General features: G+C 70.4%; 14 protein-coding genes. All 14 read left to right on the top strand.

Annotated features, from left to right (window positions below):
- Positions 1-4 precede the first annotated feature (4 nt).
- From ACZYRS_RS29145 to ACZYRS_RS29080, 14 genes are read left to right on the top strand one after another with little or no spacing between them, the layout of a single operon-like run.
- Positions 5-877 carry a branched-chain amino acid ABC transporter permease gene (locus ACZYRS_RS29145; RefSeq protein WP_198786326.1) on the top strand — a complete coding sequence of 291 codons (873 nt, stop codon included), beginning with the start codon at positions 5-7 and terminating at the stop codon, positions 875-877.
- Entirely contained in the window at positions 874-1,854 is a 981-nt protein-coding gene (locus ACZYRS_RS29140) for a branched-chain amino acid ABC transporter permease (protein WP_198786325.1), read from the top strand. The genes ACZYRS_RS29145 and ACZYRS_RS29140 overlap by 4 nt, the downstream gene beginning before the upstream one ends.
- Positions 1,847-2,608 carry an ABC transporter ATP-binding protein gene (locus ACZYRS_RS29135; RefSeq protein ID WP_463421992.1) on the top strand — a complete coding sequence of 254 codons (762 nt, stop codon included), beginning with the start codon at positions 1,847-1,849 and terminating at the stop codon, positions 2,606-2,608. Before ACZYRS_RS29140 ends, ACZYRS_RS29135 begins: the two co-directional genes overlap by 8 nt.
- Positions 2,605-3,315 carry an ABC transporter ATP-binding protein gene (locus tag ACZYRS_RS29130; RefSeq protein WP_463421991.1) on the top strand — a complete coding sequence of 237 codons (711 nt, stop codon included), beginning with the start codon at positions 2,605-2,607 and terminating at the stop codon, positions 3,313-3,315. The genes ACZYRS_RS29135 and ACZYRS_RS29130 overlap by 4 nt, the downstream gene beginning before the upstream one ends.
- A 39-nt stretch (positions 3,316-3,354) precedes the next feature.
- Positions 3,355-4,311, top strand: coding sequence for a tripartite tricarboxylate transporter substrate binding protein (locus tag ACZYRS_RS29125; protein WP_042580266.1), 957 nt, complete (start codon positions 3,355-3,357; stop codon positions 4,309-4,311).
- Entirely contained in the window at positions 4,308-5,606 is a 1,299-nt protein-coding gene (locus tag ACZYRS_RS29120) for a 3-isopropylmalate dehydratase large subunit (RefSeq protein WP_463421990.1), read from the top strand. The genes ACZYRS_RS29125 and ACZYRS_RS29120 overlap by 4 nt, the downstream gene beginning before the upstream one ends.
- On the top strand, positions 5,603-6,115 hold the full coding sequence (locus ACZYRS_RS29115) for a LeuD/DmdB family oxidoreductase small subunit (protein ID WP_463421989.1): 513 nt from the start codon (positions 5,603-5,605) through the stop codon (positions 6,113-6,115). The genes ACZYRS_RS29120 and ACZYRS_RS29115 overlap by 4 nt, the downstream gene beginning before the upstream one ends.
- On the top strand, positions 6,105-7,436 hold the full coding sequence (locus ACZYRS_RS29110; RefSeq protein WP_463421988.1) for an MmgE/PrpD family protein: 1,332 nt from the start codon (positions 6,105-6,107) through the stop codon (positions 7,434-7,436). The genes ACZYRS_RS29115 and ACZYRS_RS29110 overlap by 11 nt, the downstream gene beginning before the upstream one ends.
- A gap of 32 nt (positions 7,437-7,468) precedes the next feature.
- On the top strand, positions 7,469-8,437 hold the full coding sequence (locus ACZYRS_RS29105; RefSeq protein WP_463421987.1) for a tripartite tricarboxylate transporter substrate binding protein: 969 nt from the start codon (positions 7,469-7,471) through the stop codon (positions 8,435-8,437).
- A gap of 2 nt (positions 8,438-8,439) precedes the next feature.
- Positions 8,440-10,137: a hydantoinase B/oxoprolinase family protein gene (locus ACZYRS_RS29100; protein WP_463421986.1), complete on the top strand. Its 1,698-nt coding sequence runs from the start codon at positions 8,440-8,442 to the stop codon at positions 10,135-10,137.
- Positions 10,134-12,188 carry a hydantoinase/oxoprolinase family protein gene (locus ACZYRS_RS29095; protein ID WP_463421985.1) on the top strand — a complete coding sequence of 685 codons (2,055 nt, stop codon included), beginning with the start codon at positions 10,134-10,136 and terminating at the stop codon, positions 12,186-12,188. The genes ACZYRS_RS29100 and ACZYRS_RS29095 overlap by 4 nt, the downstream gene beginning before the upstream one ends.
- Complete coding sequence (locus ACZYRS_RS29090; RefSeq protein ID WP_463421984.1) at positions 12,185-12,799, top strand: cysteine hydrolase family protein; 615 nt, start codon at positions 12,185-12,187, stop codon at positions 12,797-12,799. The genes ACZYRS_RS29095 and ACZYRS_RS29090 overlap by 4 nt, the downstream gene beginning before the upstream one ends.
- Positions 12,796-14,220, top strand: coding sequence for an FAD-dependent oxidoreductase (locus ACZYRS_RS29085; RefSeq protein WP_463421983.1), 1,425 nt, complete (start codon positions 12,796-12,798; stop codon positions 14,218-14,220). Before ACZYRS_RS29090 ends, ACZYRS_RS29085 begins: the two co-directional genes overlap by 4 nt.
- Positions 14,217-15,080 carry an isocitrate lyase/PEP mutase family protein gene (locus ACZYRS_RS29080; protein WP_198786314.1) on the top strand — a complete coding sequence of 288 codons (864 nt, stop codon included), beginning with the start codon at positions 14,217-14,219 and terminating at the stop codon, positions 15,078-15,080. The genes ACZYRS_RS29085 and ACZYRS_RS29080 overlap by 4 nt, the downstream gene beginning before the upstream one ends.
- Positions 15,081-15,090: the final 10 nt, after the last annotated feature.

Raw genomic sequence — 15,090 nt, 5'->3', positions numbered from 1 at the left:
CGGGATGTTCGATTTCGGCATTCTTTTCCCGTCGGTCCTGAACGGGCTGACGACGGGCGCGGTGTACGCACTGATCGCGCTGGGGCTCACGCTGATCTACGGCGTCCTGCACATCATCAACTTCGCGCACGGCGCCAGCCTGATGCTGGCGCTGTACGCGGTGTACTTCCTGAAAGAGAAGCTGGGCATCGATCCGTACCTGGCGCTGCCCATCGTCGTGCTGGGCATGTTCGCGCTCGGCTATGCGCTGCAACGCGTGGTCATCAACCGCGCGGGCCACGGCAAGGACGAGAACATCCTGCTCGCGACGCTGGGCATCGCGATCGTCATGGAGAACCTCGCGCTGCTGTTCTTCAAGTCCGACACGCGCAACATCGACACGGCCTATTCGCTCACCACCGTCGCCATCGGCCCGGCGATGATCGCGGTGCCCAAGCTCGTGGCCTTCGCGGGCGCGCTGGTGGTCTCGGGCATCCTGTTCTGGATCATGGGCCGCACCGACCTGGGCCGCGCGATCCGCGCGGTGGCCAAGGAGAAGGAGGGCGCCAAGCTCATGGGCATCGACGTGGACCACGTCTACGCGATGAGCTTCGGCATCGGCCTCGCGTGCCTGGGCGCGGCCGCGTGCTTCCTGCTGCCGGCGTACTACGTCAACCCGCAGGTGGGCGGCGGCTTCGTGCTGGTGGCCTTCACCATCGTCGTGCTCGGCGGCATGGGCAGCTTCGTGGGGGCGCTGATCGGCGGCTTCCTTGTGGGCATCGTCGAATCGCTCGGCGGCCTGTACCTCGGTGAATCGCTCGGGCAGATCGGCATCTTCGCGATCTTCATCGGCGTGGTGCTCTTCAGGCCGCAGGGCATGTTCGGAGCCAAGGCATGAACGCGGGCGCAAAGCAACTCGCTGGCATCGCGCTCTTCGCGGTGCTGGTCGCGTGCGTGCCGTTCGTCACCAAGTCGGGCGTCACGCTCAACTTCGTGATGATGGCGCTCTATGCCACGCTCATCGCGCAGGCCTGGAACATCCTGGGCGGCTTCGGCGGGCAGTTCTCGTTCGGGCATGCGCTGTTCTTCGGCACTGGCGCATACATCCAGGCGATCGCGCAGCTGCAGGGCGGCATCAACGCCTGGGTCGCGCTGCCGCTGGCCATCGTCGGCGCGGCACTGGTGGGGCTCTTCATGGGCGCGCTCACCTTCCGCTATGGCCTGAAGGGCTCGTACTTCGCGCTCGTCACGCTGGCCTTCGCCGAGGTGTTCCGCATCCTCGCGCTGTCAGTGGATTTCACCGGCGGCGGTGTCGGGCTCATGGTGCCGTTGCGCGAATCGGTGGGCAACCTGCAGTTCTCCTCGCGTGCGGGCTATCTGTGGGTCGTGCTCGCGATGGTGGTCGCGGCGCTGCTGGTCACCTGGTGGCTGCGCAACGGCCGCTTCGGCGCCTACCTGCAGGCGGTGCGCGACAACGAAGATGCGGCGCGCGCCGTCGGCGTCAATCCGTTCCGCGTGAAGCTCGGGGCCATCGGCCTGTCGGCGGCGTTCATGGGCGCGGCGGGCGCGTTCTACGTGCAGGTGTTCCAGTACATCGACGCGGGCATCGCCTACGGCCCGGCCGTGTCGATCGAGGCGCTGGTCGCGGCCATCGTCGGCGGCATGGGAACGATGTGGGGCCCGGTGCTCGGCGCGGTCGTGCTGCACCTGCTGTCGGACCTCACGCGCAACCTCTTCGGCGAACTGCCGGGCATCAACATGGTGATCTACGGCACGGTGCTCGTGCTCATCGTCATCTTCGTGCCGCGCGGCATCGCGGGCATCGGGCTGTCGGTGCGGCAGCTGTGGAAGCCGAAGGGAGGCCGCCATGACTGACGCCCTGCTGGCCATCGACGGCCTCTCGCGCTCCTTCGGCGGCCTCAAAGCCGTGCAGAACGTGAGCCTCTCGGTGCGCGAGGGCAGCCTGAGCGCGCTGATCGGCCCTAACGGCGCGGGCAAGACCACGCTGTTCGCGCTGATGTCGGGGTTCTTGAAGCCCGACACCGGCACCGTGCGCTTCGCGGGCGAGGACATCACCGGCCGCGAGCCGCACCGCAACGCCGCGCTCGGCATGACCCGCACCTTCCAGATCGTGAAGCCCTTCGCCGCGCAGACCGTGCGCGAGAACATCGCCGTCGGCGCGCACCTGCATGTGCGCGGCCGCGCCGAAGCGCTGCGAAACGCCGAGGCCGTCGCGTTGCGCGTGGGCCTCGCGCCGCAGCTGGACAAGCCCGCATCCGACCTCACCGTGGCCGGCCGCAAGCGCCTCGAGCTGGCGCGCGCGCTCGCCACCAAGCCGCGCCTCCTGCTGCTCGACGAAGTGCTCGCGGGCCTGAACCCGCAGGAGATCGCCGAGATGATGCCGGTGGTGCGCGGCATCGCCGACAGCGGCGTCACCGTGCTGATGATCGAGCACGTCATGCAGGCCGTGATGCACCTGGCCGAGCACGTGTGGGTGCTCGCGCAGGGCCAGCTGATCGCCGAGGGCAGCCCGGCGCAAGTGACCTCCGACGACAAGGTCGTCGAAGCCTATCTGGGGCATGGCACCGCGGCACGGTTGCGCAAGGCCGCATCGGGAGCCACGGCATGAGCGCACTTCTGGAGATTCAAGGCTTGCGCGGCGGCTACGGCCGCGTCGAGGTGCTGCGCGGCGTCGATCTCACTGTGAACGCGGGCGAGATGGTCGCGCTGCTCGGCAGCAACGGCGCGGGCAAGTCCACGCTCAACAAGATGGTCTGTGGCCTGTGTCCCGCCTGGGGCGGCGCGGTGCGCTTCGACGGCAAGGACCTGAGCGGCGCGCACTACCGCGACGTGGTCAAGGCCGGCCTCATCCAGGTGCCCGAAGGCCGCAAGGTGTTTCCCAACCTGAGCGTGCTGGAGAACCTGGAGCTGGGCTCCTTCACCCGCGCCCGCGAGCGGCGCGCGGCCAACGTCGAGAAGATGTTCCACATCTTCCCGCGGCTGCGCGAGCGCATGGCGCAGCACGCCGGCACGATGAGCGGCGGCGAGCAGCAGATGCTGGCCATCGCGCGCGGGCTCATGGCCGAGCCGGTGCTGCTGATCCTGGACGAGCCTTCGCTCGGCCTTTCGCCGTTGCTGGTCGAAGAGATGTTCTCGCTGATCCGCAACTTGCGCGACGGCGGCCTCGCCGTGATGCTGGTCGAGCAGAACGTGGGCCAGTCGCTGGAGATCGCCGACCGCGCCTATGTGCTGGAGAACGGCAGCGTGCGCTTCTCGGGTCTGCCGGGCGAACTGCTCGGCAGCGACGAACTGCGGCGCGCCTACCTGGGGCTCTGACCCCTGCGAACTACCCCCGATTTCCCCGGAGAACAACACATGAAAAGACGCGACATCCTCCTCTCGTCGCTGGCCGCGGCATGGGCCGGCGGCGCCTTCGCGCAGATCGGCAATGCGCCGGTGCGCATCCTGGTGGGCGCGCCCGCGGGCGGCTCGACCGACACGCTGGCGCGCTCGCTCGCCGTGAGCATGGGCCCGGCGCTCGGCCGCACGGTCATCGTCGAGAACCGGCCCGGCGCGGGCGGCAACATCGCCGCCGATGCGGTCGCCAAGGCCGCGCCCGATGGCAACACGCTCCTGATGAGCTTCACCAGCCACGCGATCAACGCCACGCTCTACCCGACGCTGCCCTTCGACCCGGTGAAGGACTTCACCGCGCTCACCTGCGTGGCGACCTCGCCCTCGATCCTCGTGGCGCATCCGTCGTTGCCCGCCAAGGACGTGCGCGAACTCATCGCGCTCGCCAAGGCCAAGCCCGGGCAGCTGAACTTCGCGATCGGCGCGGTGGGCTCCTCGCTGCACATGGCCGGCGAGGCCTTCAAGATGCAGTCGGGCGTGGACATCGTGAACATCCCCTACAAGGGCACCTCGCCCGCCGTGCAGGACGTGCTCGCGGGCCAGGTGCAGCTGATGTTCGCGGCCGTGGGCAACGTGAAGGCGCACATCCAGGCCGGCAAGCTCAAGGCGCTGGGCGTGACCACGGCCAAGCGGCTGCCGGCCTTTCCCAACGTGCCGGCGATTGCCGAGGCGCTGCCCGGCTACGAATCGAGCGCGTGGTTCGGCCTCTTCGGCCCCGCGCACATGCCCGCGGATCGCGTGAAGCAGATCGGCGATGCCGCGCGCCACGCGCTGCAGCAGGCCGACATGCGCCAGCGCTTGGACACCGAAGGCGCGATTCCCGTCGGCAATTCGACCGAACAGTTCTCCGCCTTCGTGCAGAGCGAGATCACGCGCTGGGCGAAGGTGGTCAAGTTCTCGGGAGCCAAGCCGGAATGACATCGATGGCTCCAACCCGCGCGCCGGCGCACGCGCAGAAGCAGACGCTGGCGCAGAAGCTCATCGCACGCGCGAGCGGACGCGAGCGGGTGTCGGTGGGCGAGATCGTGACCTGCGGCGTCGACCTGGCGATGTTCCACGACTCCTCGGGCCCGCGGCGCCTCAAACCCATGCTCGAGGAACTGGGCGCGCAGATCTGGGACCGCTCGCGCGTGGTGCTGGTCATGGACCACTACGTGCCCGAGCGCGACGACGACTCGCGCCGCATCGTGCGCATCGCGCGCGACTGGGCGCGCGACCAGCAGCTGCCGCACGTGTACGACAGCCAGGGCATCTGCCACGTGGTGGTGCCGCAGCACGGCCACATCCGCCCCGGCATGCTGTGCGTGGGCGGCGATTCGCACTCGCCCACGGGCGGCGCGTTCGGCGCCTACATGTTCGGCATCGGCAGCACCGAGATGCTGGGCGTGATGGTGACCGGCGAGATCTGGCTGCGCGTGCCCGAGACCATCCGCATGTGGTGGGACGGCGCGCTCCCCGCGGGCGTGACCGCCAAGGACATGATGCTGCACATGATCGGCCGCTTCGGCATGAACGGTGGGCGCTACCAGGCGGTCGAGTTCGCGGGGCCGGCGGTCGTCGCGCTGTCGATGCAGGAGCGCATGACGCTCTCGAACATGAGCGCCGAGCTGGGCGCGCAGGCCGGGCTGATCGCGCCCGATGCAACCACCGCCGAATTCCTGGCCGGCGCCGGCGCGCCGCCCGTCGACATGGCGCCCTGGTTCACCGACGAAGGCGCGGCGCTCTCGGACCATCGCTTCGATGCCTCCACGCTCGAGCCCTACGTCGCCGCGCCGCACAGTCCGGCCAACGCGCACGGCGTGAGCCGCTACGTGGGCACGCCGGTCGACGTGGCCTACATCGGCGCGTGCACCGGCGCCAAGCTCGACGACCTGCGTGCCGCCGCGCAGGTGCTGCGCGGCCACAAGGTGGCGAGCGGCATCCGCCTGATCGTGGCGCCCGCCAGCATCCGCGACCAGGAAGCGGCGCGCGAGGAGGGCGTTCTGCAGGCGCTGATGGACGCCGGCGCCGAGCTCTTTCCGACCGCATGCGGCGCCTGCTCCGGCTACGGCGACCCGATGGGCGACGACGTGACCGTCATCTCCACCACCGCGCGCAACTTCAAGGGCCGCATGGGCTCGCCGAGCGCGCAGGTCTACCTGGGGTCGCCCTACACGGTGGCGGCGGCTGCATTGCGCGGCTGCGTGACCGATCCGCGCGAGGTGCTCGCATGAACGATCAGACCCTGCACCGGGTGTGGCGCCTGGGCGCCGACATCGACACCGACGCGCTCGCGCCCGGCCATGCGATGAAGCACGGCATCGACATCATCGCGAAGCACTGCCTCGAAGCCATCCGCCCCGAGTTCGCCAGCGAGGTGCAGCCGGGCGACGTGATCGTGGCCGGCCCCAACTTCGGCATCGGCTCCTCGCGCGAGCAGGCCGCGGCCGTGCTCGTGCAGCTGGGCGTGGCGGCGGTGATCGCGCCGTCGTACAGCGGGCTCTATTTCCGCAATGCCTTCAACGTCGGCCTGCTGCTGCTGACCTGCGCAGAAGCCGAATCGCTGGTCGATGGAGAACGCATCGCACTCGACATCCGCACCCCCGCCGTGCGCAATGCCGAAGGGCGCACGCTCGCGTGCGAGCCCGTGCCGGGTTTCCTCATGGACATGGTCGATGCGGGCGGGCTGCTGCGCCTCCTGCGCCAGCGCATGGCCGCGAAGAAAGAAACCGATGCAGCCTGAAGCCGACGCACAACGCGCGGTGCTGCAGGCCGTGGTGGCGCTGCACGCGGCACAGCCTGCGTCGGCCGACGCTGCGTTGCAGGCGCGGCGACTGCTGGTCGACACGGTCGGCTGCGCGCTCGCGGGCCGGCATGCGGACGAAGTGCGGCGGCTCGAAGCGGCGCTCGCGGCCTGCGAGCCCGGCGACTTCGCTTTCCCCGGCGGCGCCGCGATGGGCGTGCAGGCGGCGGCGCAGGTGCTGGCCATGGCCGCGACCTGGGACGAGGCCTGCGAAGGCCACGCGCTCGCGCACGGCCGCCCCGGCGTGCCGCTGGTGGCGGCGCTGCTGCCGCTGGCGCTGCGGCGCGGTGCGCGCCTCGGCGATTTCGTCGATGCCTTCGTGCTCGGCTACGAGGTCGGCGCGCGCTGCGGCGCGTGGCTGCGCATCCGGCCCGGCATGCATGTCGATGCGAACTGGCCCGCGCTGGGCGTGGCGGCGGGTGTCGCGCGCCTGCTCGGCCTCGCGCCGGCGGGCATCGTGCAGGCCATCGACATCGCCGCGTGCCAGCTCGCAACCAGCCTCTATCTGCCGGTGCGCGAAGGCCGCACCGCGCGCAACACCTACCTCGGCCACAGCGCATCGCTGGGACTGCAAGCGGCGTTCGCGAGCGCGGCCGGCATCGATGCCCCCGAAGGCGCGCTGGCCCACTACGCGCAAACGCACTCGGCCGCGACCGCGCAGCCGTTGCCCGATGCGGCAACGTCGCTGCTGCAGGACGCCTACATCAAGCCCTTCGCGGCCGTGCGCCATGTGCACTACGGCGCGACGGCGGCGCGCGAGATCCGCGAACAACTGGGCGGCGACACCGCGGGCATCGAAGCCATCGTGCTCACCGTGTACGACGAAGCGATCGTCTACTGCGGCAACCGCGCACCGCGCACGCCGATCCAGGCGCAGTTCAGCCTGTCGTTCGGCGTCGCGGCGATGCTGCGCTTCGGCGATGTCGATCCCTCGGTCTATGCCGCACCGCGCTTCGACGACGCCGAGCTGCGGCGGCTCGAAGCGCTGGTCGTGCTCCAAACCGATGCGGACCTGACAGCGCGAAAGCACCGCGGCGCCACGCTCGCCGTGACACGCGCGGGCGGCACGCTGCAGCACACCGTGGGCACCATCGCAGGCGATGCGGCGCAACCGCTCGACCGCGCGGCGCTTGCCGCCAAGTTCACGCACTACGCCGCGCACAGCGTCGCGGGCCCGAGGGCCGCGCGCTTTTGCGACACCGCGCTCGATGCGCCCGCCGGCACCGCCCTGCGCGCGCTCTGGCAAGCGCTCGCGGCCTGACCCTCTTCCCACTCTTGCAGCCCACCCCCATCATGAAACTCCTGCGCTATCTCGCGAGCACGCTCCTCGTCTGCCTGCCGCTCGCCGCGGTCGCCCAGGCGGGCGATTTCCCGACCAAGGCGATCCGCCTCGTCGTGCCGTTCCCGCCGGGCGGCGCCACCGATGCGGCGGCGCGCCTGGTGGCGGTGAAGATGAGCGAGCACTGGGGCCAGCCCGTGCTGGTCGACAACCGCGCGGGCGCGGGCGGCAATGTGGGCTCCGACATCGTCGCCAAGTCGCCGGCCGACGGCTACACGCTGGTGATGGGCGTGACCGGCTCGCACGCCATCAACACCTCGCTCTACAGCAAGATGCCCTACGACCCGGTGGCCGACTTCGTCGCCGTGAGCCAGGTGGCCGTCGTGCCCAACGTGCTGGTGGTGCATCCGTCGGTGCCGGCGAAGAACCTGGCCGAGCTCGTGGCGCTCGCGAAGAAGGAGCCCGGCAAGCTCAACTACGCGTCGCTGGGCAACGGCACGGCCGCGCACCTGGGCATGGAGATGCTCAAGGCCGATGCCGGCGTGGACATCACGCACGTGCCCTACAAGGGCAGCGCGCCGGCCGTGTCCGACCTGCTCGCGGGGCAGGTGCAGATGATGGTGGACGGGCTCCCGTCGGCGCTGCCGCACGTCAAGGCCGGCAAGCTGCGCGCCATTGCGCTCACGAGCCTGCGCCGCTCGCCGTCGCTGCCCGATCTGCCGACCATCGCGGAAACCTACCCGGGCTTTTATGCCGACGCGTGGTCGGGCCTCTTCGCGCCCAAAGGCACGCCGCAGCCAGTGGTGGACAAGCTCTCGGCCGAGGTGCAGCGCATCCTGAAACTGCCCGACGTGCGCGAGAAGCTGGCCGCGCTTGGCGCCGAGCCCGTCGGCTCCACGCAGGCCGAATTCACCGCTCACGTCAAACGTGAGATCGACAAATGGGCCAAGGTCGTCAAGGCCAGCGGCGCGAAAGTGGACTGAACATGAACAACACCCTGGACCCCGTCACGCTCGCCGTGCTGCGCGGCCGCCTCGAACAGGTGGCCGACGAGATGGACGCGACGCTCTACCGCAGCGCGTTCAACCCCATCATTGCCGAGGCGCACGACGCCTGCCACGGCCTGTACGACGCGGTGAGCGGCGACACGCTGGTGCAGGGCAAGTCGGGCCTGCCGGTGTTCGTGGGCGCCATGGCCTTCGCCGTGCGCGCGACCGCCAAGGCGGCCGGGCCGCGCGGCGGCATGAAGGACGGCGACATCTGGATCAGCAACGACGCCTACGACGGCGGCACGCACGCCAACGACTTCAAGCTGGTCAAGCCGTTCTTCCGCAACGGCAAGCTCTATTGCTACATGGCTTCGGCCGCGCACTGGCACGACGTGGGCGGCGCGGTGCCCGGCAACTACAACCCGGCCGCCACCGAGTGCTGGCAGGAGGCGGTGCAGATTCCGCCGGTGCGCATCGTGCGTGACGGCGTGCTCGATGCGGACGTGCTCGCCATCCTGCAGGCCAACACGCGCCTGCCCGACAGCCTCTGGGGCGACCTGAACGGCCAGCTCGCGGCGCTGGAGCTCGGCGAGAAGCGCCTGAACGGCCTGCTCGACGAATACGGCGACGACCTCGTGCTGAACGCGCTGGGCGAACTGCGCGGCCGCGCGCTGCGACTCATGCGCTCGCACATCGCGTCGCTGCCCGACGGGCGCTACAGCTTCGAGGACGTGCTGGACAACGACGGCATCACCAACGAGCCGCTCACCATCGCGCTGGACATGACGGTGGCGGGCGACCGACTCCTGCTCGACTTTTCGCGCACCTCGCCGCAATGCGCGGGGCCGGTGAACATCTCGCGCGCCACCGCGGTGGCCGCGTGCTACGTCGCGCTCAAGCACCTGTTCCCCGATGTGCCCGCCAACGCCGGCGTGCTCGACGCGGTGGACTTCAATATTCCCGACAAGCTGGTGATCAGCTGCGAGCGCCCGCGCCCGGTCGGCGGCTACACCGAGACCATCCTGCGCATGATCGACGTGATCTTCAGCGCCGCCGCGCAGGCCGACCCGACGCGCGCGGTGGCGCAGGCCTACGGCACGATCAATGCGCTGTCGATCGCGGGCCACCGCAGCGACAAGGGCCGCGAAGGCCAGCGCTGGGTGATGTTCAGCTTCTTCGGCGGCGGGCATGGTGGGCACTCGGGCGGCGACGGGCTCTCGCACGGCAACGCGCCGATCTCGACCGCGACGATTCCGCCGCTGGAGATCCTCGAAGCCGCTTACCCGGTGCGCTTCACCGAGTGGTCGTTGCGCGCCGATTCGGGTGGCGACGGCCGGCACCGCGGTGGCCTGGGTGCCGTGTATGAAATCGAACTGCTGGAGAAGGACGCCGAGGTGTTCGTCTTCGGCGAGCGCGGCACCTCGCCGCCCAAGGGCATCGCGGGCGGCGGCGAAGGCGCGGTCAACAGGTTCAGCTACGAGAACGACGGCACGTGGCACACGCCGCCCATGGTCTCGAAGATGCGCGGCATCCAGCTCGCGCGCGGCGAACGCGTGCGGCTCGAGACGCCCGGCGGCGGCGGCTGGGGCCATGCGGCCGAGCGGCCCGCGCCGCAGCGCGACGCCGACAGCGCGATGGGTTATGTGACGACCGGCACCCCCGCCGGCAGCAGCGACAAGAAAGCCTCCGAATGACTTCCACTGGTAAATCCCTTGTCGTCGGCGTCGATGTCGGCGGCACCTTCACCGACCTCTTCGTGCTCGACGAAGCGAACGGCACCGCGCGCATCGTCAAGGTGCCCTCCACGCGCGGCGAGGAAGCGCGCGGCTTCATGAACGGCGTGGCGCGCGTGGCCGATTCGGCCGCCGACATTTCCACCATCGTGCACGGCACCACGGTCGGCACCAATGCGCTGCTCGAACGCAAGGTGGCACGCACCGGCATCATCACCACGCGCGGTTTCCGCGACGTGCTGGAGATGCGCCGCCGCGACCGCCCCGAGACCTGGGGCCTGCGCGGCAGCTTCACGCCCGTGGTGCCGCGCGACCTGCGCCGCGAGGTGGACGAGCGCGTGCTGGCCGACGGCACGCTGCACACCGCGGTCGACCTCGAACAGGTGCGCGCCGAGGCGCGCTCGTTGCTCGAAGCCGGCTGCGAGGCCGTGTGCGTGTTCTTCATCAACACCTACGCGAACCCCGAGAACGAGCGCCTGGCCGTCGCCGCGGTGCGGGAGCTCTGGCCCAACCCGCACGTCACCTCGGCCAGCGAAGTGCTGCCCGAGATTCGCGAGTTCGAGCGCTGCTCGACCGCCACGCTCAACGCCGCGCTGCAGCCCGTGGTGGGCAGCTACCTCGGCCGGCTCGAGTCCGACCTGCGCGGCCAGGGCTTCGCGGGCGAACTGCTGGTGGTGCAGAGCAACGGCGGCGTGATGTCGCGCCAGACCGCGAGCGACCTGCCGGTGCGCACGGCGCTCTCGGGCCCGGCGGCCGGCGTGATCGCCTGCGCGGCCATCGCGCGCGCGGCGGGCTTTCCGAACGCGATCACCGGCGACATGGGCGGCACCTCGTTCGACGTCTCGCTGGTGGCGAACGGCGAGGCCGCACTGGCCGCGCAGACCGCCATCGAATTCGGCATGGTGATCCGCTCGCCGATGATCCAGATCGAGACCATCGGCGCGGGCGGCGGCTCCATCGCCTCGGTCGATGCGAGCGGCATGCTGCAGGTGGGCCCCGAGTCGGCCGGCAGCGTGCCGGGCCCGGCGTGCTACGGGCGCGGCAACATGCGCCCGACGGTGACCGATGCGAACGTGCTGCTGGGACGCATCGCGGCGGACCGTCCGCTCGGTGGCGGCCTGCTCGCGGCACTGGATGCGGAGAAGTCGCGCCAGGCGATCGAGGCGCACGTCGCGCGCCCGCTGGGCCTGGATGTGCACGCCGCGGCCGAGGCGATCCTCACGGTGGCGAATGCGCGCATGGCGGGTGCGATCCGCCTCGTTTCCATCGAGCGCGGCCACGACCCGCGCCGCTTCGCCTACATGCCCTTCGGCGGTGGTGGTGCGTTGCATGTGTGCGCGATGATGCGCGAGGTGGGCGTCGCCACGGGCATCGTGCCGCGCTACCCCGGCGTGACCTCGGCGCTCGGCTGCGTGATCGCCGACATGCGCCACGACGCGGTGCAGACGCTCAACAAGCCGCTGACGGAACTGGACGTGGGCGACGTGCAGCGCCGCATCGACGAACTGGCGGCGAGCTGCCAGCAGCGCCTCGATTCCTCCGGCGTGCGCTTCGACGAAGTGCGCGAAGTGATCGCGCTCGACATGCTCTACGCGGGCCAGACGCACACGCTGCCCGTGGTGCTGGCCGACGCAGGCAAGGCGCCGATCACGGCCGAGTCGATTCGCGCCGCATTCGAGGCGAGCTACACCGCCGCCTTCGGCCGCGTGCTCGAAGGCATTCCGATCCGCGTGATGAACCTGCGCTACGCGCGCATCGGCGTGCGGCCCAAGTTCGACCTGAAGGTGCTCGCGCCCGAAGGGGAGGGCAGCACCGCGCCGCTGGGCACGCAGCGCGTGTTCCACCACGGCCAGTGGCACGAGGCCGTGCGCTATGCGCGGCTCGCGTTGCCGGTGGCCGCGCGCATCGAAGGCCCCGCGATCCTGGAGCAGGCCGACACCACCGTGTGGCTCGAACCCGGCTTCCATGCCGAGGTCGATGCGCACGGCAACCTGCTGGTGAGGCTGTCATGAGCGAAGCGGCGAAACCCATTGCAGCAAAGACGGCGCTGGTCGTCATCGACCTGCAAAACGATTTTCTCGATGCCAACGGCGCCTATGCGCGCGGCGGCGACACCAACCCGCCGGCGCTGCTGCTGCCGGCGCACGTGGCCGGAGTGGCGCGCGCCCTCAAGGCGGCAGGCGGCCTCGTGGTCGCGAGCCAGTTCACGCTGTGGCCCGATGCGGGCGGCGAGCCGATGGTCTCGCCGCACCTAAAGGCATTGCGCCCGTACCTGAAGAAGGGCGACTTCGCGCCTGGCAGCTGGGGCCAGGCGAATGTCGATGCGCTGGCCGGGCTCATCGACGTGACGGTCAGCAAGGTCGCTTACTCGGCCTTCTTCAACACGCAGCTGGACTGGGTGCTGCGGCGCGCGGGCGTCGACACCGTCGCGGTGTGCGGCATCGTCACCAACGGCGGCGTCGCCAGCACGGTGCGCGATGCGCACATGCGCGACTACCGCACGCTGGTGCTCGCCGATGGATGCGCCGCCTTCGGCGAGGAGCGCCACCAGACCTCGCTGGCCGACATGCGCAACGTGGCCGAGGTGACGGACTGCGCGGCCTTCACCGCATCGCTCGCATGACGGCAAGCCCTTCGCGTCTCATCCGCCGCGCGGCACAGGGCGAGGCCGATGCGCACGTACCGGTCGCCATCGTCGGCGGCGGCGCCTGCGGGCTCACGGCCGCGCTGATGCTGGCCGATGCAGGTGTGGAGTGCGTGGTGCTGGAGCGCGACGCGTTGCCGAGCGGATCGACCGCGCTGTCATCGGGCTTCATCCCCGCGCCGGGCACCCGCACGCAGCGCGCCCACGGCGTCCACGGCGTGCACGACGACAGCGCCGGACGCTTCGCCGCCGACATCCAGGCCAAGGCCCACGGGCGCGCGGCGCCTGCGCTGGTCGAGGCCTATGCGGGCGCCATCGGGCCGGCGCTCGATGCGCTGCAGGAGCGGCACGGGCTGCAGTGGATGCTGCTCGACGGCTTTCTCTATCCGGGGCACAGCGTGCATCGCATGCACGCGCTGCCGCAGAAGACCGGTGCATCGCTGATGGCCGCGCTGCAGTCGGCGGTCGAGGCCGCAGGCATTCCCGTGCTGACGCAGGCGCTGGTCGACACGCTGGTGCTCGATGCCGAAGACAGCGTGCTCGGCATCGACTACGCCCGGCCCGACGGCAGCCGCGAGACGCTGGCCTGCGACGCGCTGCTGCTCGCCTGCAACGGCTTCGGCGGCAACACGCAGATGGTCCGCGCGTTGCTGCCCGAGATGGCCGAGGCCACCTTCGGCGGCCACACAGGCAATGACGGCAGCGCGATCCTCTGGGGCGAATCGCTGGGTGCGCGGCTGCGCGACCTCGGCGGCTACCAAGGGCACGGCTCGTGGGTCACGCCGCAAGGGGCGCTGATGTCGTGGGCCGTGATGATGGAAGGCGGCGTGCAGATCAACTGCGAGGGCCGGCGCTTCCATGACGAGACGCTGGGCTACTCGGAAGCCGCGGTGCATGTGCTCGCGCAGCCGGGCGGCATCGCGTGGAATGTGTTCGATGCGCCGTTGCTTGCGTTGGCACGCGTCTTTCCGGATTTCTACGAGGCCGAAGCGGCGGGTGCGTTGCGCCGCTGCGAATCGGTCGCGGCGCTGGCGGACTGCATCGGCTGCGAGCAAACCGTTCTGCAGGCCACGCTCGATGCCATGCGTGGCAACGCGGCATCTTCCGATGGCCGCGTCTTCGCACGCGGACTCGACGCCCCGTACTTCGCCGTGAAGGTGACGGGCGCGCTCTTCCACACCCAAGGCGGCCTCGACACCGCGCCCGACATGCGCGTGCTGCGTCACGACGGCACACCTTTCGCCAACCTGCTCGCCGCCGGCGGTGCGGCGGGTGGCGTCTCGGGCGATGCGGTGTGGGGCTATCTCTCCGGCAACGGCCTGCTGAGCGCCGTGGCCGGCGGCTACATCGCGGCGCGCACCGCCGCTGCATTGATCCATTCGACGAAAGCGTCCCCATGACGAACACTTCCTTCAAGACCCGGCTCGCGCGCAACGACATCGTGCTTGCGCCCGGCGTGTACGACGCGCTCAGCGCCCTCGTGGCCGAGCAGGCCGGCTTCGAGGCGCTGTATCTCTCGGGCGCCTCCATCGCCTACACGCGGCTGGGCCGCTCCGACGTGGGCCTGACCACCTTCACCGAGGTGGCCGACACGCTCGCGCGCATCACCGAGCGCGTGAGCCTGCCGGTGATCGTCGATGCCGACACCGGCTTCGGCAATGCGCTGAACACGCAGCGCACCGTGCGCGGCTTCGAGCGCGCGGGCGCGGCGATGGTGCAGATCGAGGACCAGACCTTTCCCAAGCGCTGCGGCCACCTCGATGGAAAAGCCGTGGTGCCCGAGCGCGAGATGGTCGGCAAGCTCAAGGCCGCGCTGGACGCGCGCGCCTCGAGCGACACGCTGATCCTCGCGCGCACCGATGCGGTGGCGGTCGAAGGGCTGGAGGCTGCGCTCGACCGCGCCGAGGCATACCTCGCCTGCGGCGTGGATGCGCTCTTCATCGAGGCGCTGCGCTCGCCCGAGCAGATGGATGCGGCCTGCCGGCGCTTCGGCGACCGCGTGCCGCTGCTGGCCAACATGGTCGAAGGCGGCAAGACGCCGATCCAGGATGCGGACGCGTTGCACAAGCACGGCTTTCGCATCGCGATCTTCCCGGGCGGCACGGCGCGCGCGGTGGTGCACACGCTGCAGGGCTACTACGCGAGCCTGCACAAGCACCGCACCACGCAGCCGTGGCGGCCGCAGATGCTGGACTTCGATGCGCTCAACGACGTGATCGGCACGCCCGAGCTGATGCGCACCGGCCAGAAGTACGACTGACGCGCCGCGT

This window comes from Variovorax sp. AC194 (assembly GCF_979257995.1).
This window is presented reverse-complemented; position numbering and strand designations above follow the sequence as displayed.

Excerpts from the sequence above, each read along its gene's own strand:
- ACZYRS_RS29145 (WP_198786326.1), top strand. The coding sequence starts at position 5 with ATGTTCGATTTCGGCATTCTTTTCCCGTCGGTCCTGAACGGGCTGACG.
- ACZYRS_RS29140 (WP_198786325.1), top strand. The coding sequence starts at position 874 with ATGAACGCGGGCGCAAAGCAACTCGCTGGCATCGCGCTCTTCGCGGTG.
- ACZYRS_RS29135 (WP_463421992.1), top strand. The coding sequence starts at position 1,847 with ATGACTGACGCCCTGCTGGCCATCGACGGCCTCTCGCGCTCCTTCGGC.
- ACZYRS_RS29130 (WP_463421991.1), top strand. The coding sequence starts at position 2,605 with ATGAGCGCACTTCTGGAGATTCAAGGCTTGCGCGGCGGCTACGGCCGC.
- ACZYRS_RS29125 (WP_042580266.1), top strand. The coding sequence starts at position 3,355 with ATGAAAAGACGCGACATCCTCCTCTCGTCGCTGGCCGCGGCATGGGCC.
- ACZYRS_RS29120 (WP_463421990.1), top strand. The coding sequence starts at position 4,308 with ATGACATCGATGGCTCCAACCCGCGCGCCGGCGCACGCGCAGAAGCAG.
- ACZYRS_RS29115 (WP_463421989.1), top strand. The coding sequence starts at position 5,603 with ATGAACGATCAGACCCTGCACCGGGTGTGGCGCCTGGGCGCCGACATC.
- ACZYRS_RS29110 (WP_463421988.1), top strand. The coding sequence starts at position 6,105 with ATGCAGCCTGAAGCCGACGCACAACGCGCGGTGCTGCAGGCCGTGGTG.
- ACZYRS_RS29105 (WP_463421987.1), top strand. The coding sequence starts at position 7,469 with ATGAAACTCCTGCGCTATCTCGCGAGCACGCTCCTCGTCTGCCTGCCG.
- ACZYRS_RS29100 (WP_463421986.1), top strand. The coding sequence starts at position 8,440 with ATGAACAACACCCTGGACCCCGTCACGCTCGCCGTGCTGCGCGGCCGC.
- ACZYRS_RS29095 (WP_463421985.1), top strand. The coding sequence starts at position 10,134 with ATGACTTCCACTGGTAAATCCCTTGTCGTCGGCGTCGATGTCGGCGGC.
- ACZYRS_RS29090 (WP_463421984.1), top strand. The coding sequence starts at position 12,185 with ATGAGCGAAGCGGCGAAACCCATTGCAGCAAAGACGGCGCTGGTCGTC.
- ACZYRS_RS29085 (WP_463421983.1), top strand. The coding sequence starts at position 12,796 with ATGACGGCAAGCCCTTCGCGTCTCATCCGCCGCGCGGCACAGGGCGAG.
- ACZYRS_RS29080 (WP_198786314.1), top strand. The coding sequence starts at position 14,217 with ATGACGAACACTTCCTTCAAGACCCGGCTCGCGCGCAACGACATCGTG.